Annotated in this window: 19 protein-coding genes; 12 read left to right on the forward strand and 7 right to left on the reverse strand. The window is 68.1% G+C overall.

Translation table 11 applies throughout. The features are described 5' to 3' along the window. Positions 1–38: 38 nt before the first annotated feature. Positions 39–1,226, reverse strand: a complete 1,188-nt coding sequence (locus ON37_RS03085) for an acyl-CoA dehydrogenase family protein (RefSeq protein WP_040716433.1) — start codon at positions 1,224–1,226, stop codon at positions 39–41. Between the two features lie 199 nt (positions 1,227–1,425). On the opposite strand from ON37_RS03085, the gene ON37_RS03090 reads away from it, so the two are divergent. After that, entirely contained in the window at positions 1,426–1,605 is a 180-nt protein-coding gene (locus ON37_RS03090) for a hypothetical protein (protein WP_040716384.1), read from the forward strand. 211 nt (positions 1,606–1,816) lie between these two features. Next, positions 1,817–2,518: a polyprenol monophosphomannose synthase gene (locus ON37_RS03095; protein WP_040716435.1), complete on the forward strand. Its 702-nt coding sequence runs from the start codon at positions 1,817–1,819 to the stop codon at positions 2,516–2,518. A 9-nt stretch (positions 2,519–2,527) separates the two neighbouring features. Here the strand turns inward: ON37_RS03095 and ON37_RS03100 are convergent, their stop codons facing one another. Beyond that, positions 2,528–3,988 (reverse strand): HAD-IB family hydrolase, encoded by a 1,461-nt coding sequence (locus ON37_RS03100; RefSeq protein WP_051031081.1) that lies wholly within the window; start codon positions 3,986–3,988, stop codon positions 2,528–2,530. Beyond that, positions 3,985–6,363, reverse strand: coding sequence for a glycerol-3-phosphate 1-O-acyltransferase (locus tag ON37_RS03105; protein ID WP_083892687.1), 2,379 nt, complete (start codon positions 6,361–6,363; stop codon positions 3,985–3,987). Before ON37_RS03105 ends, ON37_RS03100 begins: the two co-directional genes overlap by 4 nt. 176 nt (positions 6,364–6,539) lie before the next feature. On the opposite strand from ON37_RS03105, the gene ON37_RS03110 reads away from it, so the two are divergent. Beyond that, complete coding sequence (locus tag ON37_RS03110; RefSeq protein WP_040716385.1) at positions 6,540–7,886, forward strand: salicylate synthase; 1,347 nt, start codon at positions 6,540–6,542, stop codon at positions 7,884–7,886. A 136-nt stretch (positions 7,887–8,022) separates the two neighbouring features. Here the strand turns inward: ON37_RS03110 and ON37_RS03115 are convergent, their stop codons facing one another. Then, positions 8,023–9,660, reverse strand: coding sequence for a (2,3-dihydroxybenzoyl)adenylate synthase (locus ON37_RS03115; RefSeq protein ID WP_051031082.1), 1,638 nt, complete (start codon positions 9,658–9,660; stop codon positions 8,023–8,025). A 160-nt stretch (positions 9,661–9,820) separates the two neighbouring features. Here ON37_RS03115 and ON37_RS03120 point away from each other — a divergent pair, with 160 nt between their 5' ends. The 3 genes from ON37_RS03120 to ON37_RS03130 all read left to right on the forward strand — a co-directional run bounded on the left by ON37_RS03120 (position 9,821) and on the right by ON37_RS03130 (position 12,668). After that, on the forward strand, positions 9,821–10,702 hold the full coding sequence (locus tag ON37_RS03120; protein WP_040716387.1) for an oxidoreductase: 882 nt from the start codon (positions 9,821–9,823) through the stop codon (positions 10,700–10,702). 111 nt (positions 10,703–10,813) lie between these two features. After that, a complete protein-coding gene (locus ON37_RS03125) occupies positions 10,814–11,287 on the forward strand; it encodes a carboxymuconolactone decarboxylase family protein (RefSeq protein WP_040716388.1) in 474 nt (157 codons plus the stop codon). Positions 11,288–11,579: 292 nt separating this feature from the next. Next, positions 11,580–12,668 (forward strand): 3-deoxy-7-phosphoheptulonate synthase, encoded by a 1,089-nt coding sequence (locus tag ON37_RS03130; protein ID WP_040716390.1) that lies wholly within the window; start codon positions 11,580–11,582, stop codon positions 12,666–12,668. Positions 12,669–12,683: 15 nt separating this feature from the next. On the opposite strand, the gene ON37_RS03135 is transcribed toward ON37_RS03130, so the two are convergent. After that, positions 12,684–13,853: a pyridoxal phosphate-dependent aminotransferase gene (locus ON37_RS03135; RefSeq protein ID WP_040716392.1), complete on the reverse strand. Its 1,170-nt coding sequence runs from the start codon at positions 13,851–13,853 to the stop codon at positions 12,684–12,686. 229 nt (positions 13,854–14,082) lie between these two features. On the opposite strand from ON37_RS03135, the gene ON37_RS03140 reads away from it, so the two are divergent. Further along, on the forward strand, positions 14,083–14,280 hold the full coding sequence (locus tag ON37_RS03140) for a hypothetical protein (protein ID WP_040716395.1): 198 nt from the start codon (positions 14,083–14,085) through the stop codon (positions 14,278–14,280). A gap of 100 nt (positions 14,281–14,380) precedes the next feature. On the opposite strand, the gene ON37_RS03145 is transcribed toward ON37_RS03140, so the two are convergent. After that, positions 14,381–15,322, reverse strand: coding sequence for a sigma-70 family RNA polymerase sigma factor (locus tag ON37_RS03145; protein WP_040716443.1), 942 nt, complete (start codon positions 15,320–15,322; stop codon positions 14,381–14,383). Positions 15,323–15,388: 66 nt separating this feature from the next. Between ON37_RS03145 and ON37_RS03150 the strand changes: the two genes are divergently transcribed. The 4 genes from ON37_RS03150 to ON37_RS03165 all read left to right on the forward strand — a co-directional run bounded on the left by ON37_RS03150 (position 15,389) and on the right by ON37_RS03165 (position 19,982). Beyond that, positions 15,389–15,961: a GNAT family N-acetyltransferase gene (locus tag ON37_RS03150; protein WP_040716397.1), complete on the forward strand. Its 573-nt coding sequence runs from the start codon at positions 15,389–15,391 to the stop codon at positions 15,959–15,961. Between the two features lie 133 nt (positions 15,962–16,094). Beyond that, a complete protein-coding gene (locus ON37_RS03155) occupies positions 16,095–17,753 on the forward strand; it encodes a DNA repair helicase XPB (protein WP_040716399.1) in 1,659 nt (552 codons plus the stop codon). A 45-nt stretch (positions 17,754–17,798) separates the two neighbouring features. Further along, positions 17,799–18,464, forward strand: a complete 666-nt coding sequence (locus ON37_RS03160) for a DUF3239 domain-containing protein (protein WP_040716401.1) — start codon at positions 17,799–17,801, stop codon at positions 18,462–18,464. Between the two features lie 87 nt (positions 18,465–18,551). After that, positions 18,552–19,982 carry a M1 family metallopeptidase gene (locus ON37_RS03165; protein WP_040716403.1) on the forward strand — a complete coding sequence of 477 codons (1,431 nt, stop codon included), beginning with the start codon at positions 18,552–18,554 and terminating at the stop codon, positions 19,980–19,982. A 28-nt stretch (positions 19,983–20,010) separates the two neighbouring features. Here ON37_RS03165 and ON37_RS03170 read toward each other — a convergent pair whose 3' ends face one another. Beyond that, positions 20,011–20,850, reverse strand: coding sequence for a hypothetical protein (locus ON37_RS03170; RefSeq protein ID WP_040716405.1), 840 nt, complete (start codon positions 20,848–20,850; stop codon positions 20,011–20,013). Positions 20,851–21,123: 273 nt separating this feature from the next. On the opposite strand from ON37_RS03170, the gene ON37_RS03175 reads away from it, so the two are divergent. After that, positions 21,124–21,642: an LppU/SCO3897 family protein gene (locus tag ON37_RS03175; RefSeq protein ID WP_040716407.1), complete on the forward strand. Its 519-nt coding sequence runs from the start codon at positions 21,124–21,126 to the stop codon at positions 21,640–21,642. Positions 21,643–21,674: the final 32 nt, after the last annotated feature.

Consider the following 21,674-nt stretch of genomic DNA (forward strand, 5'->3'; position numbering starts at 1 on the left):
GTTCGGGGCAGCACTCCGGCCGTGGTTTCCCGTCCGGGTCAGCGGAAGGCGTTCTGACCGGTGAAGGCCTGGCCCAGCACGAGTTGATGCATCTCCGGCGTTCCCTCGTAGGTGAGGACGGATTCGAGATTCACCATGTGCCGGATGACGGGATATTCGAGCGAAATACCGTTGCCGCCCAGAATGGTTCGCGCCGTGCGGCAGATCTCGATCGCCTCGCGGGTGTTGTTGAGCTTGCCGAAACTCACCTGCTCCGGCCGCAGCCCGACCGAATCCTCGAGCCGGCCCAGGTGCAGCGAAAGCAGCTGGCCCTTGTGCAGTTCCACGGCCATATCGGTGAGTTTGGCCTGGGTCAGCTGAAATCCGGCGATCGGCCGGCCGAACTGATGGCGCTGCATCGAATAATCGCGCGCCGCCTGCCACGCCGAACGCGCGGCGCCCATCGAACCCCAGATGATTCCGTAGCGGGCCTCCGAAAGACTCGACAGCGGCGCCCGCATGCCCTTGCCTTCGGGCAGTACGGCGTCGGCCGGCAGCCGGACGTCGTCGAGGACGAGCTCACTGGTGACCGAGGCGCGCAACGACAGTTTGTGCTTGATCGTGTGCGCGGTGAAGCCCTCGGTGTCGGTGGGTACGAGGAAACCGCGAATGCCCTCGTCGGTATTGGCCCAGACCACCGCGACATCGGCGATCGAGCCGTTGGTGATCCACATCTTGCGGCCGTTGAGGATCCAATCGTCGCCGTCGCGCGTGGCGCGGGTCTGCATGGCCGCCGGATCGGAGCCGACATCCGGTTCGGTGAGGCCGAAGCAGCCGATGATCTCGCCCGCGGCCATACCGGGCAGCCATCGCTGCTTCTGCTCCTCCGAACCGTTGTTCCAGATCGAGAACATCGCCAGCGATCCCTGCACCGAGACGAGTGAGCGGATACCGGAATCGCAGGCCTCGAGCTCGAGACAGGCGAGTCCGTAGTGCACGGCCGAAGCGCCGCTACAGCCGTAGCCGTCGAGGTGCATGCCGAGCAGGCCGAGTTTGCCGAATTCCCGCGCCAGGTCGCGGGCGGCGGGCAGATCACCCGCTTCGAACCAGTCGGCGATATGCGGGGTGATGTGCTCGGCGCAGAAGCCGCGCACGCTGTCGCGCACCGCCCGCTCGTCCTCGGACAGCAGGGAGTCGATGGCCAGCGGGTCGAGTGGGTCGAATGCGGGGGGAGTGGTGGCGCTCATGAGTTCGTCCTTGTCCGGATGGGTGTACAGCGAATCCGAGGAGTGGTCGCGCGGGCGTTCGAACGCGAGCGTATGGGATACCGGCCCGCCGCGGTGCAACCACGGGGTCGTCGTCCGGGGTGAATCCGGCCCGGTCGCTGTCGCCGCCCGATGCGCCGGTTCGCTGACAGGTCGCGCCCCGGATGCGACGATGAGCGGCATGGGCGACTCCGATGAACGCTGGTACTACTGCCTCAAGCACCACCGCGCCGAACAGGGCAAGCGCTGCTGGTTCGCCGACCGGATGGGCCCCTATCCGGATCGAGCCACCGCGGAACGGGCGCTCGACATCGTCCGCGAGCGCAACGCCCGGGAGGATGCGCGCGACGCCGACAGGTGACGGCCGGTGGGCATGCCGTTCGACGGGCTTGTCCGAGTGACGAGCGACGCGCGCGTGGCGGCGGGCCCGGCCCTCGCCGGATACCGGGCAGCTCGTCCCCGCTCAGGTGGGTGGGCTACGGTTCTCCAGAGCAGCGTTGGGCCCGTATCCGGAGCGGGCGCGCAATCAGGTCGATTCGAGTGGAGGGCGACTTGTGAAGGTGACCGTGGTGGTGCCGACCTACAACGAGCGGGAGAACCTGCCGGTGGCGGTGGAGCGGCTGACCGCACTACCGGTCGCCGATCTACACGTGCTGGTGGTCGACGACAACTCCCCGGACGGCACCGGTGAGGTCGCCGACAAGCTCGCCGCCGAGTTGCCCGCCGCGGTCGGTGTGCTGCACCGCACCGAGAAGGACGGTCTCGGCCGGGCCTATATCGCCGGCATCACCAAGGCGCTCGACGAGGGCGCGGACGTCGTCATCCAGATGGATGCCGATCTGTCGCATCCCGCCGAGGTCATCCCGGCCATGCTGGACAAGCTCGAGACCTCCGGTGCCGGGGTGGTGCTGGGCTCGCGGTATGTCGAGGGCGGCTCCACCGCGGCCGAGTGGAAGTGGTACCGCAAGGCCCTGTCGGCCTGGGCGAACTTCTACGTCAACGCGATTCTGCGGCTCGGTGTGAAGGATGCCACCGCCGGCTTCAAGGCGTGGAAGGCCGAAACGCTGCGGGCCATCGACGTGGCCTCCATCCACAGCAACGGCTACTCCTTCCAGGTCGAGATGAACTACCGCACGATCAAGCAGGGGATCTCGATCGCGGAGGTGCCGATCCGTTTCGAGGAGCGCACCAAGGGCGCCTCGAAGATGAGCCTGAAGGTGCAGCTGGAGTCGGCACTGATGCCGTGGAAGCTGCTGTTCGGCCGCAGTGTGTGATCCGCTGAGCTAAACGGCCCGACCGGCTCGGTCGGTGACGGTGTCGTCGGTCGGCCAGTCGAGCAGGGTGTCGACGAACAGCTGTCGTACCCGGGCGATGTCGGCATCCATATCCTGCGGATCCCAATCGCTGACGTCGATCGGCGGCAGCACCGCGACGTCGACCGTGCCCTTGCGCACGATCGCCGAATTTCGCCAGGCGATTTCGCCGGCATTGCGGATCACGATCGGAATGATCGGCACCCCCGCCGCGATCGCGATATGGAACGCGCCCTTCTTGAACGGTCCGATCCGTGGGGTCAGTGAGCGCGTGCCCTCGGGCGCCACCACGATCGACAGACCCCCACGCAGGGTCTCCACCACCGGCTCCAGCGCCGCCTTCGCGCTGGTGGTGTCGGATCGGTCGATGAAGGTGGCCTCGGCGAAGCGCAGCAGCGGCCCGAAGACCGGGTTGGCGGTGACCTCCTTCTTCACCACCGCCGTGAATCCGGATCGCAACACCTCGGCCAGCACCACCATGTCGAACTGGCTCTGGTGATTGAACAGGAACACCGCCGGTCGCGGCTGCCGGGCGTGTTCGGCGCCGACCACCCGGACCCGAATCCCGGTGCTGCGCAGGGTCGCATCGGCCGCGGTGGCGATCATCGCGTCGGCCATCGCTCGGTGCTCGCGCGTCGGCGCGCGGGAGACGACGCCGGCCGCCGCCCCGCTCAACAGACCGGTGAAGCCCACCGCGGTGCGCAGGTAGTCGCCGACCCGGGGCGCCTCGCGCGGCCGGAAGGACAGGGTCGGCCATTGGCGTTCGCCGGCCGTCATCGCCATCCGCGGCCCCGGATTCACCGCGACCGGATGGCCGACCGACTCCAGCAGCGGAATATCCGGCGCCGCGTCGGCATAGGCGTAACTGTCCGGCAACTCGATCCCGTGGGCATCGGCGAAGCGGCGCACGGCCGCGGCCTTCTCGTTGCGCCACAGCGGTTTTCCTTCCGTGAAGCCGGTGAGGACGCCGTCGGCGGTTGCCATCGTCGTGCAGAGTACGTGCTCCACGCCCAGTTCCCGGGCGGCGGGGGCGACCTGGAACCGGGTCAGGCTGGACGCCAGCAGCACGGTGTGCCCAGCGGCCTCGTGTTCCCGGATCAGTTGCCACGCTTCGGGGTACACGTGACCGTAGATCGTGCTGCGGAACAATTGCGCACCCAGTTCGGCCAGTTCGTCCTCCGAGCGACCCGCCCAGACGCGGGTTATCCGTTGCAGGAAGCGTTCGTATTCGCCCTCACTGCGCGCCCCGCGGATGCTGGTCACCAGGGTGTCGGCGAGTTGCCGGCGGGGATCACGGTGGCGCAGTACCCGCAGCGGGGCGGGCGCCGGCGCGAAGCCGGCGACGACGGTGCCGCCGTAATCGAAAACGGCCGCCACCCCGGGTCCGCGCGGGCCGGACCGGATGGCCTGGATCGCTTCGGCGAGATTCACGCTGTCCCCTGCGGTGTGCGATTGGACGGGTCGAGGGCGGCCGCGCGGGAGATGCGGGCGCCGATGGTGCGCAGTTCGTCGGCGAGTTCGCGCCGCCGCCGCACCAGATCGGGCGTGGCCGGGTCGAGCAGACCGTAGTTCTCCACGAGTTTCCACGCGCTGGAGAACAATTCGGTGGAGACCGATTCCGGGCTGTGCAGACGCTGTTGCAACAGCATTTGACGGCCGACGGCCAGACACTCGTCGATGAACTGTTTGCGATCCGGGGGCACGGTCGGATCGGCGGCGGCCAGCCGTTCGGCCACCACCAGCTGGGCGTCGAAGAACGACCGCACCACCCGGTGCGCCATGATGAAGCCGGAGTCGGCGAGCGCGCACACCAGTTCGGAGCCACTGGAGCGTTGTTCCCAATCCCGGTCCACCAGCAGCATTTCCGCGCTCATCGCGGCCGCGAATTCGATCCGGTCCGGGAAGAAGAATTCGAACTTCAGCAGATCCCGCAGGCGATACGCGGCATCCCAGATCGCCTCGATACCGGGTGCGGCACCGGCTTGCTCGTCGGCCACCTCCAGAATCGCCAGCTCCAGGATCGCGCGGTCGACGAACCAGTGCACGGCGCTGTTGCGATAGAACGCCGCCTCCAGGTGAGCACCGGTTTCGATGGAGTAGACCGGTTCCAGCCCACCGCGATACACGGTGACCACCTTGGCCAGTGAGAGATGTTCCAGCACCACCGCCAGGCCCTGATCGGTGCGCAGCCGCTCCAACTCGCCGGTGGGCAGGCCCCGGCGCGCGATATATCCGCACACCGGTTCCAGCGTCGCGCGCACCTCGCCGAGGGTCAGCGCGCGTTCGTGCACACCGAGCAGTGCCAGTGTCACCAGCGCGTTCACCGTGATCGGGGTGACGGCGTTGATCCCGACGGCGACCTCGAAGGCGAGTCGCTGCACGGCCAGACGCTGGCGTTCGGCGAGTTCGGGCGGGCTCGGGGCGAACGGCTCCGGCGGCCGCTGCATCGGGTCACCGTGGGCGGCAAGGCGATCCCGGGCCGACAGCGGGGCGCCGAAGCGGATGTAGACCCGCCCGGCCGAATGCTGCTGACTACGGATGTAGCGCGCCAGCCAGGGCAGGCCCTCGGGCTTCTTGGTTCCGCCGATCTGCTCCGCGGCGATGGATCCCAGCTCGTTGAGCCGTTCGTAGGTGATCGACACCGGAACCAGCATCACGTCGTCGATGCGTCGGCTACGGATCGCGGCGGCCAGGTAGTTCAGCAGCCCGAACCGAGGCGGGCGCAGTTTGCCGGTCCGGGTGCGACCGCCCTCGAAATACCACTCCAGATTGAAGCGTTTGGCCAGCAGGTAGGCGAAGTACTCCTCGACCACCGCCTTGTAGACCTCGTCGTCGCCGAAGCTGCGGCGGATGAAGACCGTCCCGGTGCGGCGCGCGATCGGGCCCATCGGCCAGAAGCTGAGGTTGGCTCCGCCGATCACGTGATTGGGCGGGAAATCGTTGCGTGCCAGCGCGTCTCCGAGGACGAAGGCATCCACGTACGAGCGGTGCGAGGGCAGGAACACCAGCGGATGACTGCGATTGAGCCGGCGCAGGGCGGCCAATTGGGTGCGATCGCAGTCGATCTTCCACGCCGAGGCGTGGACCGGGCGCATGGCCTGGGTGAACAGATCGGACACCAGACGGCTCTGCGCGGCGACCAGTTCGCGCAACGCCTTCTCCGCTCGCCGATAGACCTCGCGCGGGGCGACACCGGAATCCCTGGCGATGGCATCGAGACGGCGCAGGAAATCCGGTGAGTCCAGGATCTCCTCGACCACCATCCGCGGCACCTTGTAGCGGTCGCCGATCACGGACCGTTCCGCGCGTTCGAGGGCGACGGTGCCGGCGCGGACGATCGCGCGGGCGAACGGCTCGGCGCTGCGCGCGGAGGCGGCGTTGTTGGCGCGCAGATCGCTGAGCCGCGCGGGCTGTCCGGTGAGAATGAGGTGGCGATCGGGTGCCTTGTCCACCAGCCGACGCTGTAGGAATCGGTGCGGCCGGCGGGGGTTGCTCAAGGTCGCGAGGTCGGCGAAGGTGGTGCGGCGCACCCCGTCTCGTTCCGGCGGCAGCCACAGCACTCGGATCGGGAGCACCAGCGGGTCGTCTCGGCGGTCCACCAACCGGGTGGCGATGGCCGAGGCGTCGAGATCGATCTGGGTGACCGGTGCGTCGATGCCGAGTTCGGCGGCGACCCCGCCCTCGGCGAGCCAGCCGCCGATCAGTTCGCGTTCCACCGGTGACACCGCGTCGACCAGAGCCACCACTGAGCGCGGCAGATCGTTCGTGGTACTCGGAGCCGGATTGCCGGCGGCGTGGTCGATCATGACGGGCCTCCCTCGACGGCGCCCCACCATTCAAGCTCGCGCGGGCGCATTCCCGCAGGAAGTTGATCGCAGCGCTCGGAAAGCGAGTCCGATGTGTGCTCCGGCACAATACGGACAAGGGCAGGTAATGCTAACCTCACCTCTTGTAGTTAGGTAAGCATAACCTTGGAGGAACGGTGTCGACCACGGACGAGCGGGTGCGAAACGGTTACGGGGACGGTCCGGGGGCGACGAACACGGCAGCAGGTATCGCACCCGCCGACGCCGTGGCGGCACTCGCCGCGGCCGACCGGTTCGGCGAATACGTCAGCTACGAGGGTCCCGACGGCTGGGTCTTCGCCGCCGACCCGATCGGCAGTATCGAACTGGATTCCGGTGAGCTGCGGGTGGAATGGGAGGGCCGGGCCACCGTCGAACCCTGGCAGGGTCGCCCCGCCGCCGTGATCGACGCCGCGCTGGCGAAGCTGCCGCTGGCGGGCCGCAGCGCCTACGGCTGGATCGGCTTCGAATTCTGTGCCTGGGCCCTGGGCGCCGATGCGCACGTGGCACCGCGAACCACGCTGGCGCACCTGATGATTCCGCGGATCGAGGTGCGTATCGACGCCGCCGGCGTGCGGGTGGCCGGCGCGACGCCGCGCGAGACCAGCGAGATTCACGAGCTGATCGCGCAGGCGCGCGGTGTTCCCCTGGCCCGGCCCCGGCCGGTCGATGTCGAAATCGACCCCACCGACTATCGGGGCCGGGTGGCCGAGGCGGTCGCCGAGATCCAGGCCGGTCGCTATCAGAAGGTGATTCTCTCGCGCAAGGTCGACCTGCCGTTCCCCGTGGACATTCCGCAGACCTATCGGCTGGGTCGTGCCAACAACACTCCGGCGCGGTCGTTCCTGCTGCGACTGGGTGGACTGGAAGCCGCCGGTTTCAGCCCGGAACTCGTGGCCGCGGTCGACGAACACCGCATCGTGACCACCGAACCGCTGGCCGGTACCCGGGCCTTCGGCCGGGGTGCGGCGGCCGATGCCGCCGCCCGGGAAGAACTGGTGGGCGATCCGAAAGAGATCGTCGAACACGCCATTTCGGTGCAGACCTCGTTCGGCGAGATCGCCGCGGTCGCCGAACCCGGCAGTACCGCCGTCTCCGACTTCATGGCGGTGCGGGAGCGGGGCAGTGTGCAGCATCTCGCCTCCACCGTGCGCGGGAAGTTGGCCGAGGGCAGAAGCGCTTGGGACGCGGTGGAAATGTTGTTCCCGTCGGTGACCGCATCCGGAATTCCCAAGCGCACCGGGGTGGATGCCGTCTTCCGCCTCGACCACGACGCGCGCGGCCTGTATTCCGGGGCGGTGGTGAAGGTATCGGCCGCCGGCGCGCTGGAGGCCACCCTCGTGCTCCGGGCGATCTATCAAACCCCCGAGGGGGCCTGGTTGCGGGCCGGCGCGGGCATCGTCTCCCAGTCGCGGCCCGACCGCGAATTCACCGAGACCTGCGAAAAGCTCGGCAGCGTAGCGCCTTACGTCGTCGAGGCCTGAGCGAACGGAGCCCGGCGGAGAGTGTCCGTCGGGCTCCGTTCGTACCCGGGCGCGAGCGCCTTACCCGGCACCGACGGCAGGACCCGAAGTGCGGGAACCTTTTTCGGTGTCGCACGGCCCGACTGCCGTCGAGCGGTCAGCCGATGCTGTCGGCGGCGTACCGGGCCCGCAGGACCTTCTTGTCGATCTTGCCGACCGCGGTGAAGGGCAGCGCGTCGGCCTGCTCCAGGGTGTCGGGCAGTTTGTAGGTCGCCAGGCCGCGCGCGGTGAGAAATTCCTTGATCTCGACCAGGCTCGGCATCGCGCTGTCGACCACCAGGACGGCGCAGACCTTTTCACCGAGGGCCGCGTCCGGCAGGCCGACCGCGGCCGCATGGCGGACCGCGGGGTGCGCGAGTAGATGCTCCTCCAGTTCGTCGCAGGAGATGTTCTCACCGCCGCGGTTGATCACATCCTTGATCCGGCCGGAGACGATCAGGTGCCCGCTCGGCAGTTGCCGCACCAGATCGCCGCTGCGGTAGTACCCGTCCGGGGTGATGGCGCGGGAATTGTGTTCCGGCGCACGATAGTAGCCGCGAATGGTGTACGGCCCGCGGGTCAGCAGTTCGCCTTCCGCGCCGGGCGCGACATCGTTACCCTCGCCGTCGACCACGCGCACCTCGTCGGCCGGCGACAGCGGCCGGCCCTGGGTGGTGCAGATCAGTTCGTCGGAGTCGTCGAGACGGGTGTAATTGATCAGGCCCTCGGCCATCCCGAACACCTGTTGTAACTTCGCGCCCAGCGCCGGAGTCACCTCGCGGGCGTTGACCTCCGCCAACTTGGCGCCGCCGACCTGCAGCAGCCGCAGGCTGGACAGCTCGGCCTCCTCCCATTCCACTGCGGCACACCACAATTGGGCCAGCGGCGGTACGACCGCGGTGACGGTCACGCCGTGACGTTCGATGGTCGCGAAGGCGTTCTCCGGACTCGGATCGGCCAGCATCACGATCGAGGCGCCCGCCGCGACCGCGCCCAGCAGCCCGGGGCACGACAGCGGAAAGTTGTGTGCGGCGGGCAGTGTCGCCATGTACACGTCGTCGGAGGTCAGCGCGCAGATGTCCGCGCTGGTGCGGGCGTTGTAGTGATAGTCGTCGTGGGTCCGGGCGATGAGCTTGGGCAGGCCGGTGGTCCCGCCGGAGACGAGCAGCACCGCGATCCCGGCGGCATCGATCTCGGGGAGCGAATCACCCTCGCGTGCAACCGTCCGCAGGTCGATATGGGGTCCCGGATCGCCCAGGACGAAGATCTGCCGCAGCGACGGCACTCGGTCGGCCACCGTTGCCGCGAGTTCCCGGTAATCGAAATCGCCGACCCGGTCGGCTGCGATATAGCCGCGCGCGCCGGCCACTCGTGCCAGATGCTCGATCTCTGCCTGCCGATGTGCCGGGAGCGCCAGTACCGGCACGATGCCCGCGCGCAGCAGGCCGAACAGCACCTCGACGAATTCGCTCACGTTCGGCAGCTGGACCACGACGCGATCGCCGGGCTCGAGGCCGCAAGCGAGCAGGCCGTGGGCCATCCGATCGGCGCGCCGATCCAGTTCGGCGTAGTCCAGGGTTCCGGAATCGGTGTGCAGCGCGGGGCGGCTCGGCCAGGTCCGGGCCGCCGTGCGCAGCAACTCGCCCAGCGGCTCGCCGCGCCAATAGCCGGCTGCCCGGTAGCTGTCGGCGAGTTCCGCGGGGAAGGGCACGAAACCGTCGAGAAGGTCCTGCTGGGCCGGGGATATCGAAGTCACGGGTACCGCCTCACGGGTCGAGCTGCGCAGCCGAAGCTGCCCTAGATAGGTTAGGCAACCCTATATCAGTGGTGTCGGACCGTGCCGAGGACCGCCCGCCGCGCGACGGCGCGCTCGCACAACAGCGCGCCGCGGCGGCGCCCCGCCTAGACTCGTGCGGGTGAGCGGTTGGAACGTGTCGGATATTCCGGACCAGAGCGGTCGCACGATCATCGTGACCGGCGCGAACAGCGGACTGGGCGCGGCCACCACCAGGGCCTTGGCGAATGCCGGTGCGCAGGTGATCATGGCCTGCCGTGACGAGGTGAAGGCGCGCGCGGTCGCCGACACCATCGGTGACCGAGTGCAGGTGCGCCGGCTCGACCTCGCCGATCTGGCCTCGATCCGTGATTTCGCGCGCACGATCGACGGCGCCGATGTGCTGATCAACAACGCCGGCGTGATGGCCCTGCCGTTGCGTCGCACCGCCGACGGCTTCGAAATGCAGTTCGGCACCAACCATCTCGGTCATTTCGCGCTGACCGGCTTGTTGCTGGACAAGATCTCCGATCGCGTCGTCACCGTGTCCAGTGGTGCCCACCTGATCGGCCGCATCGACCTCGCCGATCCGAACTACCAGCACCGGCGCTACGAACGCTGGCGTGCCTACGGCCAATCGAAATTGGCGAATCTGATGTTCGCCTACGAACTGCAGCGTCGGCTGACCGCCGCCGGCTCGTCGAAGGTCTCGGTCGCGGCCCATCCGGGCTATGCGTCCACCGAACTGCAATCGCATACCGAATCGTTCCTGGACGCGATCATGGCCCTGGGCAACCGGATTCTCGCGCAGTCGGCCGAAATGGGCGCACTACCAAGCCTTTACGCCGCGACGGCGGAGGTGGAGCCGGGCGCCTTCTACGGTCCCACCAAGCTCGGGGGCCTGCGCGGCTATCCCGAGCGCACCGGATCCTCGGCCGCCTCCCGCGACGAGGTCACCGCCCGCCGGCTGTGGGATCTGTCCGAACAGCTCACCGACGTCACGTACTCCTTCGCCCGCCGCTGACACAGTATGTGACCGGCATCACTTTCAGTGGTGTCACACCTGTAGGCACTGCGTAGTCGTCTCTGTGTAGCGGTGCCGCGGACGCGGCGCATTGTTCACAGGAGGATGGTCATGGAACCCCGTTTCGCTTCGCACGGCAACGACGTCTCGATGAAGTTCATCAAGCGGCTCGGCAACGCCGGCCAGGTGGTCGACCAGTCGACCCTGCCCAAGGCGACGCAGGAACTGGTCAAGCTGCGCGCCAGCCAGATCAACGGGTGCGGATTCTGCACCGATATGCACTCCAAGGATGCGGCCGCCGCGGGCGAGACCGCGGTGCGGCTCAATCTGGTCGCCGCCTGGCGCGAGGCCGTCGTCTTCACCGAGGCCGAGCGGGCCGCGCTGGCGTTGACCGAGGAGGGCACCCGGATCGCGGATATCCATCGCGGCATCAGCGACGAGACCTGGCAGCAGGTGCGCAAGCACTACGACGACGACCAGATCGGCGCGCTGATCTCGCTCATCGCGTTGATCAACGCCTACAACCGGCTCAACGTCATCGCCGGTACGCCGGCCGGGAACTACGAGCCCGGAATGTTCGGCTGATCCGTCCCGGACACAGCGAATTCGGGCCCGGCACGGGATCTTTCGATCCCTGGCCGGGCCCCGTTGCGTTCGAGCCGGCTGTGGCGGTGGTCACTCGGATCACCGGGCCGGTGATCGCGGTCCGGCACCCCTGGTACAGTCGCCCTCGTGCAGCGCGCGTATTTCTGGTTTACCAAGCCGGCCCCGGGTGGGCCGGTCGGTGACCCGCGCTGACCTTCTCCCACCCCCGAGCCGGATGACAGACCGGCTCCACGGGATTCTCGATGGGTCGGCCTGAGAAAAGGAACCCATTATGACGACCGCAGCCGATGTCGATGCCTCGCACAGTGACCTCGACGATCAGCGCACGCTGAGTATCAGCCCCCTGCTCTCGCCCGCCGAGGTCCGCCGCGAACATCCCATCGACGACGCGCTCGCCGACACCGTGCGGGCCGGCCGCGCCGCCACCGTCGGCGTGCTCGACGGTGCCGACGACCGCCTGATGGTCGTGGTCGGTCCGTGTTCGGTGCACGATCCCGAGGCGGCTCTCGACTACGCCCGCCGGCTGGCCGCCGTCGGCGCCGAATTGTCCGATCGGCTGCATGTGGTGATGCGGGTCTACTTCGAGAAGCCGCGCACCACGCTGGGCTGGAAGGGCCTGATCAACGATCCGCACCTGGACGGGTCGTTCGACGTCAACACCGGACTCGGGCTGGGCCGGCGGTTGCTGGTCGACATCACCGGGCTCGGACTGCCGGTGGCCTGCGAATTCCTCGATCCGATCACGCCGCAGTACATCGCGGATCTGGTGTCCTACGGGGCCATCGGCGCCCGGACTGCCGCCAGCCAGGTGCACCGGCAGCTGTCGAGTGCGCTGTCCATGCCGGTCGGCATCAAGAACGGCACCGACGGTGATGTGCAGGTCGCGGTGGACGGTGTACGTGCCGCCGGTGCGAGCCACGTCTTCCCCGGCACCGATCTCGACGGGCGCTCGGCGTTGATCCGGACCAGCGGCAACCCGGACTGCCACGTGATCCTGCGCGGCGGCAGCTCGGGTACGAACTACGACGCCGCCTCGGTCGCGGAGGCCTGCCTGCGGCTGGAGAAGGCCGGGCTGCCGCAGCGAGTGGTCGTCGACGCCAGCCACGGCAACAGCAACAAGGACCACAACCGGCAGGTCGATGTCGTCACCGATATCGCCGAGCGCATCGCCGCCGGTGACCGCGCGGTGGTCGGCGTGATGATGGAGAGCTTCCTGGTTGCCGGGCGGCAGGACCTCACGCTCGGGCACGCCGACGATCTGACCTACGGCCAGTCGATCACCGACGCCTGCCTGGACTGGGAGACGACGGCGGCGCAGCTGAACCGGCTGGCCGACGCGGTGGCCCGCCGCCGCGGCTGAGGTGGGACGGTCCGATCAGACGTGGGCGGCGTGCAGCCGGCGGACGGCTTCGTCGAGCGTGCTGTCCTTCTTGCAGAAGGCGAAGCGCACCAGGCGATTCCATGATTCCCGGTCGTCGGTGAAAACCTCGATCGGGACGGCCACCACGCCGAGGCGCCGCGGCAGCTCGCGACAGAACGCCAGTGCGTCGGCGGAGCTCAGCGGGCTGATGTCGGCGCAGACGAAGTAGGTCGCATCGCTGCGTTTGACCAGGAATCCGGCGTCGGCGAGCGCCTCCGAGAGGCGAATCCGCTTGTCGGATAGGCCGACGCGCAGGTCGGCGACCCACTGCTGTTCGTGTTCGAGGGCGTAGGCGACGGCGGGCTGGAACGGCCCGCCGCCGACGAAGCTCATGAACTGCTTGGCCGCGAGCAGCCCGTCGAGGAGTGGCGCCGGACCGCATGCCCAGCCGATCTTCCAGCCGGTGACGCTGAATGTCTTTGCCGCGCTGGAGACCACGATGGTGCGTTCGAACATGCCGGGCAGCGTGGCGATGCTGATGTGGGTGTTGCCGTCGTAGACGAGGTGTTCGTAGACCTCGTCGGACACGACGATGAGATCGTGTTCGCGGGCGAGGTCGGCGATGGCCTCGAGGTCGGCGCGCGACAGGATCGCCCCTGTGGGGTTGTGCGGCGTATTCAGTAGCAGCATGCGGGTTTTCGGCGTGACGGCCGCCCGCAGACTGTCCAGATCGAGGACGAAGCCGTTGCCGTCCGGCACCAGTCGCGCGGTGCGGCGGGTGGCGCCGGCCAGGGCGACGACCGCGGCGTAGGAGTCGTAGTACGGCTCGATCAGCACCACTTCCTCGTCGGCTTCCACCAACCCCAGTACCGCCGCGGCGATCGCCTCGGTCGCGCCGACGGTGACCACCACCTGCGAGTCGATGTCGTAGTCGATGCCGTAGCGGCGGGCGCGGTCGGCCGCGATCGCCCGCCGCAGCACCGGCATTCCCCGCCCGGGCGGGTACTGATTCACCCCGTCGGCGATGGCGGTGCGGGCCGCCTCGAGCATGGCGGCGGGACCGTCGGTGTCCGGGAAGCCCTGACCCAGGTTGACCGCGTCGTGGCGCACGGCCAATTCGGTCATCTCCGCGAAGATCGTGGCCCCGAACGGGCGCAGGCGGGTGACGGTGGGGATGGCTGACATGGTCCCAACGTAGCGATACCCGCGCCGGATCCGCGCCGCCCACCCCACCGGGCGGCTCGCGGCGAAGCTTGCCCGCGGTTCGCCATGGTTGCGACATGATAGCGAATAGCTATGTTTCACATTCGGTTCACCGCTCTGACCTGCATAGTTGTCAGATATCCCGATGGCAGCTAGCCTCCCCGTGTTCTATCTCACAACCACTTCGGTGGTAGCTCGAAAGGGGCGATTCATGGCCTCCTATCTCGACCTTCTGCTGCATCCGGCGGCGGGCACGGTGCTCGGGTACATCGGCGACACCCTGCACAACATCTTCGCCAACGACTGGGGCTGGGGTTCCTCGACGCCGAACTGGGGCACCGGTTCGTCGACCGGCAACTGGGGGCTCGGTTCGAGCACCCCGGACATGTGGTCCGGCTCGGCGACCTGAGCCGGCCGATCGAGCGGAAACGACCTGTCGTGGTGTGGGGTTCCCGATCGGGAACGAAGTGGGTCGAACCGCCGGGGCGCTCGTTCGCCCCGGCGGTGCGCTACCGCCGCGGGTCCGGCAACCGCAGCCCGCTCAATTTCGCGGGATTGGCGAAATCGTATGCACCCCAGACCAGTCCGTCGCGGACCGTGAATCCCACCACCCGCTGCGGCGAACCCGGGAAACCGTCGTGCGGTGCGCGCTCGTGTAGCAGCAACCCGAGTTGTCCGTTGACGCTGACGAATTCGAATTCCGGGGAATCGGAACGGGCGAACTCGGTCGGATCCACCCCGTACTTTCGCAACAGGCCCAGGGCCAGCCGGGCGATCTTGTCCGGCCCGGTGACCGCGTTGGGCGCCGACTTGGTGGTGCCGCCGGTATCGGCGATGAAGACCGAATCCGGGTGCAGCGCCGCCACGACCGCGTCGACGTCACCGGAATACAACGCCTCCAGCAGCCGCTGCACCGCGGCCATGTGGTCGGCATCGGACACCGGCTCCGGCGTGCGCGCCAGGGCCTTGCGCGCCCGAACCGCCAATTGCCGTGCCGCTTCGGGGGTTACGTCGAGCAGTTCGGCGATTTCGTCGAAGGGGACCGAGAAACCGTCGTGCAGGACGAAGGCCACCCGCTGGGGCGGGGTCAGCGCGTCGAGGACGACCAGCGCGGCGAATCGGCAGTCCTGCTTGCGCACCAGCGATTCCAACGGACCCGGCGGATTCGATGCCGCCACGGCGGTGACGATCGGTTCCGGAAGCCATTGCCCCACATAACTTTCCCTGCGCGCCGCGGCGCTGCGCAGGCGGTCCAGGCAGATCCGGCTGACGACGGTGGTCAGCCAGGCGCGAAGGTCCTCGATCTCGGACTGATGGGCGGAGGCCAGGCGCAGCCAACTCTCCTGCACCGCATCCTCGGCATCGGCCACGCTGCCGGTCAGCCGGTAACCCACCGAGAGCAGATGCGCCCGATGGGATTCGAACAGATCGGCGAGCAACGCGGCAACCATTGCGTAGATTCTACGGTCGCCGGAAATCGGCTGGGCCACCGCCGGGGCGCGTGCCAGCATGGGGCGGTGGACGACTGTGTACTGACCGACGGCACCGTCTGGTTGTCGCGTCCGGCCGAGGCCGATGTCGACGCGATCGTCGAATGCTGCCGGCAGCCGTCGATCGCGGCATGGACGGTGGTGCCGGTGCCCTACCGCCGCGCGGACGCGACCGGATTCCTGACCGATATCGTCGCCCCCGGCTGGGCCGGCCGCAGTCCGGTGTGGGCGGTGCGCACCGCCGCCGACGGTCCGGTCGTCGGCATGATCGGACTCGATGCCGGGGCCCCCGGCACCGCCGAGATCGGCTTCTGGCTTCATCCGGCCGCCCGTGGCCGCGGGCTCATGACGGCCAGTGCGCGGCTGGTCTGCGATTTCGGCTTCGCCCCCGACGGGCTGGCTCTGACCCGGATCGAATGGCGCGCGTTCGTCGGCAATGTCGCCTCCGCCGCCGTCGTGCGGCGGGTGGGCTTCCGATACGAGGGGCTGTTGCGGCTGGCCGGTGTCCAGCGCGGCGTCCACCGGGATTCCTGGATCGGTGCCCGGATACGTACCGATCCGCCGGCCCCGGTAGCCGACTGGCCACCCCTGGCCGGATAGGTGCGGCATCGCTCACAGCCAACATCTGCCCAGCTCGCGTAGGGTTGATGGAGGTTTGTCGGGGGTCCCCGCAACAATGTGGGACGTATTCCCCGAGCGCCCGGGGCCGGCCCGGGAATCTGGAGGAGGTGCCGTGACGGACGGACCGCTGATCGTGCAGAGCGATAAAACCCTGCTGCTCGAGGTCGATCACGAACAGGCCGACGCCGCCCGGCAGGCGATCGCGCCGTTCGCCGAACTCGAGCGCGCGCCCGAGCACGTGCACACCTACCGGGTGACCCCGCTGGCGCTGTGGAACGCGCGCGCCGCCGGTCACGACGCCGAACAGGTGGTCGACGCGCTGGTCAGCTACTCGCGCTACGCGGTGCCGCAGCCGCTGCTGGTCGACGTCGTGGAGACGATGGCCCGCTACGGGCGGTTGCAGCTGGTCAAACACCCCGCACACGGCCTGGTGCTGGTCAGCCTGGACCGGGCGGTTCTGGAAGAAGTGCTGCGGCACAAGAAGATTCAGCCGATGCTCGGCGCGCGCATCGACGACGACACGGTCGCCGTGCACCCGTCCGAACGCGGGCGGATCAAACAGATGCTGTTGAAGATCGGCTGGCCGGCCGAGGACCTCGCCGGTTACGTCGACGGTGAGGCGCACCGCATCGACCTGGACTTCGACACTCACGAATGGCATCTGCGCGACTATCAGGAGCTCGCGGCCGACTCGTTCTGGGCCGGTGGGTCGGGTGTGGTGGTGCTGCCCTGCGGGGCGGGTAAGACCATGGTCGGCGCGGCGGCGATGGCCAAGGCGCAGGCCACCACGTTGATCCTGGTCACCAATACGGTGGCGGGCCGGCAGTGGAAGCGCGAACTGCTCGCGCGCACCTCGCTGACCGAGGACGAGATCGGGGAGTACTCCGGCGAGCGCAAGGAGATCCGCCCGGTCACGATCGCCACCTACCAGGTGATCACGCGCAAGACCAAGGGTGAATACAAACACCTCGAGTTGTTCGACAGCCGGGACTGGGGCCTGGTCATCTACGACGAGGTGCACCTGCTGCCGGCCCCGGTGTTCCGGATGACCGCCGATCTGCAGTCGCGGCGCCGGCTGGGGCTGACCGCGACGTTGGTCCGTGAGGACGGCCGCGAGGGCGACGTCTTCTCGCTGATCGGACCCAAGCGGTACGACGCGCCGTGGAAGGACATCGAGGCGCAGGGCTGGATCGCCCCGGCCGACTGCATCGAGGTGCGGGTCACGCTCACCGACGCCGAACGCATGGCCTATGCCACCGCCGAACCCGAGGAGCGTTACAAACTCTGCTCCACCGCGCGCACCAAACTTCCCGTCGTCGAATCCATTCTGGCCCGGCACCGTGATGCGCCCAGCCTGGTCATCGGCGCCTACCTCGATCAGCTCGACGAACTCGGTGCACACCTGAACGCGCCGGTCATCCAGGGTTCCACCCGGACCAAGGAGCGGGAGGCGCTGTTCGACGCGTTCCGCAACGGCGAGATCCCGGTACTCGTGGTCAGCAAGGTCGCGAACTTCTCCATCGACCTGCCGGAAGCGTCTGTGGCAGTGCAGGTTTCGGGAACCTTCGGCTCCCGGCAGGAGGAGGCGCAGCGGCTGGGCCGGTTGTTGCGCCCGAAATCCGACGGTGGTCAGGCGCATTTCTACTCGGTGGTGGCGCGGGACACGCTGGACGCCGAATACGCGGCACATCGACAGCGTTTCCTGGCAGAACAGGGGTATGCCTACCGCATCACCGATGCCGACGATCTGCTGGGACCGGCGATCGGGTAGGAGCCGCCGAAGGCCCGCAGCCGGACAGATGTGAGGATTTGACACGTGCGACGCTTCGAATTCGCGGTGGACCGTGAACATGCCCGGGCGGTGAACGAAGTCGTCCGCGATATCCGGCGGCTGCGAACCCTCGCCTTCGCCGCGGCCATCGTGCTGGGCCTGGGCACGGCGGGACTGATCTGGCTGAACCATCCGTACTCGTTCCTGCTGGCGGTCGCCTTCGCCTTGGCCACCATTTCCGCGCTGTTCGTGGCGATGTGGACTCCGTATCGCTCGCGGATCGAGAAGCTGTACGCCGAGGGCGAGCTGGTACCTGCCGTCGTGTCCGGCCGCCATCCCAAAGGGGTGACCCTGCTGGCCCTGGTGAATCTCGCCAAGCCCGGCACGATGCCGCGCTACGCGCTGATCACCCGCGTGGTCCGCGCATTGCCGGGACACCGCGCGGATGCGGGGGAACAGGTGCCGTCGGTGACCGTGCGGGCCGACCGCGCGCCGCGGTCGGTCGGGGATCTGCGGCAGCCGATCAGTGCCATGCCGATCGCCTGGGGCACGCGGGATCTCGCGGTCATCGAGCGCGCTCGCGCGGCGATCTCCGATGTGGAGTGGAAATTGCTGGCCGACAACCTGAGTCTCGCCGAGAAGGTGGGCCGGGTAGACACCAAGCGGCTGCTGCTGGATCCGCAACAGCTTCCGGAGGAACTGCGCGGGTGATGCGCGGCGCGGTGCCCGCGGGCCCGCCACGGCGACTAGCATCGTCTCTCGGTCGGCACGCCGTGCCGGGAAGGGGTGGATGGTCGGATGAAATCGCAGGTCTGGGCACGGTGTCTCACGGTGGGCGCGCTGTGCGGCGTGGCGTTGGTCGGCCCCGCGCAGCTGCAGCCGCTGCCGGCGCAGGCGCAACCGGCGGCCGATCCGTTCGTCGGCTCGTCCGGCCTCGGTGATCCGTACTATCCCGAGGACGGCAACGGCGGCTACGACGTGCGGCACTACGACGTCGCGATCGACTACGACCCGCCGAGCCGGCATCTGACCGGGACCGCGACGATCGACGCCGTCTCGACGCAGGCGCTGCGCGCGTTCAACCTCGACTACGCCGGGCCCGATGTGCGGCGGGTAGCGGTGAACAATCTTCCGGCCGGGTTCGACCGCCACGGCGAACACGAACTCACCGTCACGCCGGCGCTGCCGATCCTGCCCGGCCTGCCGTTCACGGTCACCGTGGACTACGCCGGGATCGAGGGCGACAACCCCGATTCCGGGTGGACCATCGCACCCAGCGGCGGGGCCTTCGCGGCGGGTGAACCACACTCCGCGACGAGCTGGTACCCGCTCAACGACACACCGTTGGACAAGGCGACCTTCGATCTGCAGGTGACCGTGCCGCAGCAATGGCAGGCGATGTCGAACGGGCTGCGGGTCGGCGACCGGGTCGACGGCGACAAGCGGACGGTCCGATGGAGTTCGAAACACCCGGTCATCGGTTATCTGACCACGGTGGCGATCGATCACTTCGACTTCCTCGACCAGCGTCGCGCCGATGGCACCCCACTGATCAGCGCCTTCGCCCCGGATGCGGGGAAGGGGCGCGCGCTCGAGGAACGGTTGCCCGAGATTCTGGACTTCCTCGAATCCCTCTACGGGCCCTATCCATTCGAAAGTGGCGGCGGAATCTATGTCGACACCGACCTGAATTTCTCTCTCGAAACGCAGACCCGGCCGACCTATGCGCCGTGGGTCGACCTGAATACCGTCGTGCACGAGAACGCCCATCAGTGGTGGGGTGATTCGCTATCGGTGCGGAACTGGTCCGACATCTGCCTGAACGAATGTTTCGCCAGCTATACCGCCGACTATCTGTGGCCCGAGCGGAAAGAGGGTAAGGATGTCGACGCCCTATATCGCAAGACCATCGCCAAGATCCACGACAACCCCGAACTCTGGGACATCCCCCTGCAGAACCCCGGGGCCGGCCAGGAGTTCACCTCGGTGTACTACCGCGGTCCGCTCTTCCTGCACGCGCTGCGGCACGAACTCGGCGACGACGTATTCTTCTCTGCCATAGCGCAATTCGTGCAAGGTCACGCCTACGGCAACGCGTCGATGCCCGAGTTCCGCAGCTTCGTTCAAGCCAAGACCGCGACGGATCTGAGCGGGTTCTTCGCCGCCTGGCTCGAATCCACCACCCCGCCGCCGGATCAATACCTCTATCCTGGGGCGCTTCGGGGTTAGAACTTACGGCCGCAACGTCTTTCGGGTGTCATTCGGATAGCCGTCCGCGCAGGCCGTCGGCGTGCCGGGACGCGCGGTCCAGCGTCTTCTCCGCCCGGCGCAGTGCCGTCCGGGCCGCGTCGATCCCGGCGGTGGTGAAGCGAAGCGACTGTTCGGCCTGCTCCAATTCGGAGCGCAGGGCGGCGATTCGTTCGTCCAGGGCGGCGGCCTCGCGCTGCTGACGTTCGAGCTCCGCGCGCGCCGAATCACGCTCGGCCCGTGCGCTTTCCACCGCCGCCTCGGCTTCGGCCACGGCCTCGGCATCCGGCTGCTCGGTGTCGGGCTCGGCGGTGCCGGTCCGTTCGGTCCCGGCGCGTTCCGGCTCGGCCTTCGGTACCGGTGCCAGGGCCGGCCCGGCCGGTCCGAATCCGGCATAGTCCACCGCGGCCGTCACCACGCCCGCGCGCACCTGTTCGGTCACCTCCGGTTCCGCGAGCGCCGCGGTGAGCGTCTGCGCCACCGCGCGCCGGACCGGCTCGCCGAGGTTCTTTCCGGCGTCGGCCGCCAGGCGAGCTGCCTTGTCGGTCAACGCGTTCACCGCTTTGCGGCGTTGATCGGCCAGGGTGCGCATGCGGTCCGCGGACAGGGTGCGTTGCGCTTCGCGCAGCGCTTCGCCGAGATCCAGCAGTGCCCCCAATTCCTGGGGCGCGTTGTGTGCCAACAGATTTACCGCCCAGGCGGCGACGGTCGGCCGCCGCAATCGGGAAATCGCCGTGGCCAGCGGTTTGTCACCGGCCGCGCGGGCGGCGCGGGCGCGTTCGTCGCGGGCGGCGACGAATTCGGCAGGGTCCAGCGCGTAGAGCTCAGCGGTGATTTCCTCGAGCTGCATACCGACGAGCGTAACGATCCGGACAGCGATATCGACTACAGATCGCGCGCGTGCGTGGTGTGCGCGGGCTGTTTCGAAAGGTGTCGATGTGAATTACTTCGGGCTCCAGCTACTGAACAATCTGCTGCCCAGTATCGTCAACTATTCCTTCTGGGGTCTGTACGGTCTGCACGGCCTGCGGATGTGAGGCGGCACCCGCCCGGCAGGGCGGGCGGGTATTCTCCCCACCACGTTCGCCATGGGTGAACGGTTCGGCGAGAAAGGTTTTCGTAGGTGAAGTTCGCAGGAACGAGGCTCCTGTCGGGTCTCGTGCTGGCTCTGCTGGCGGTCGCCGCCCTGACAGTGACCGGCTGTTCGATGTTTTCCGATGCGTCCAAATCCGACACCGCCCGTGCGAAGGTCGGAGACTGCATCAACGTCCTCGAGGGTTCGCCCTCCGATTCCAAGACCGAGCCGGTGGACTGCTCCTCCGCCAAGGCCGTCTACACGGTGAAATCGACCTCCGACAAGAAGCAGGACTGCGGTCCGGAGTACTCCTCCTACGAGGAGACGTTCAACGGCGGGACCACCGCCTACCTGTGTCTGGTGCCCAACCTGAAACAGGGCAGCTGCTATCACGACGACAAGGCGACCGGGTTCTCCTACGCCGAATGCGATTCGGCCGAGGCGACGGTGAAGGTGGTCAAGCGGGTCGACGGCCAGAGCGACGAATTCCTCTGCGACTCGAACTCCACGTTCCTGACGGTCTCGGATCCCAAGACGACGTTCTGCTTGGCGAATCCGAAGAGTTGACCTGACCCCGGCCCGGCCCGGCTCGGCTCGGT

Origin of the sequence: Nocardia veterana NBRC 100344, assembly GCF_000308855.1 — a bacterium.
In the GTDB taxonomy this organism is placed as follows: domain Bacteria; phylum Actinomycetota; class Actinomycetes; order Mycobacteriales; family Mycobacteriaceae; genus Nocardia; species Nocardia veterana.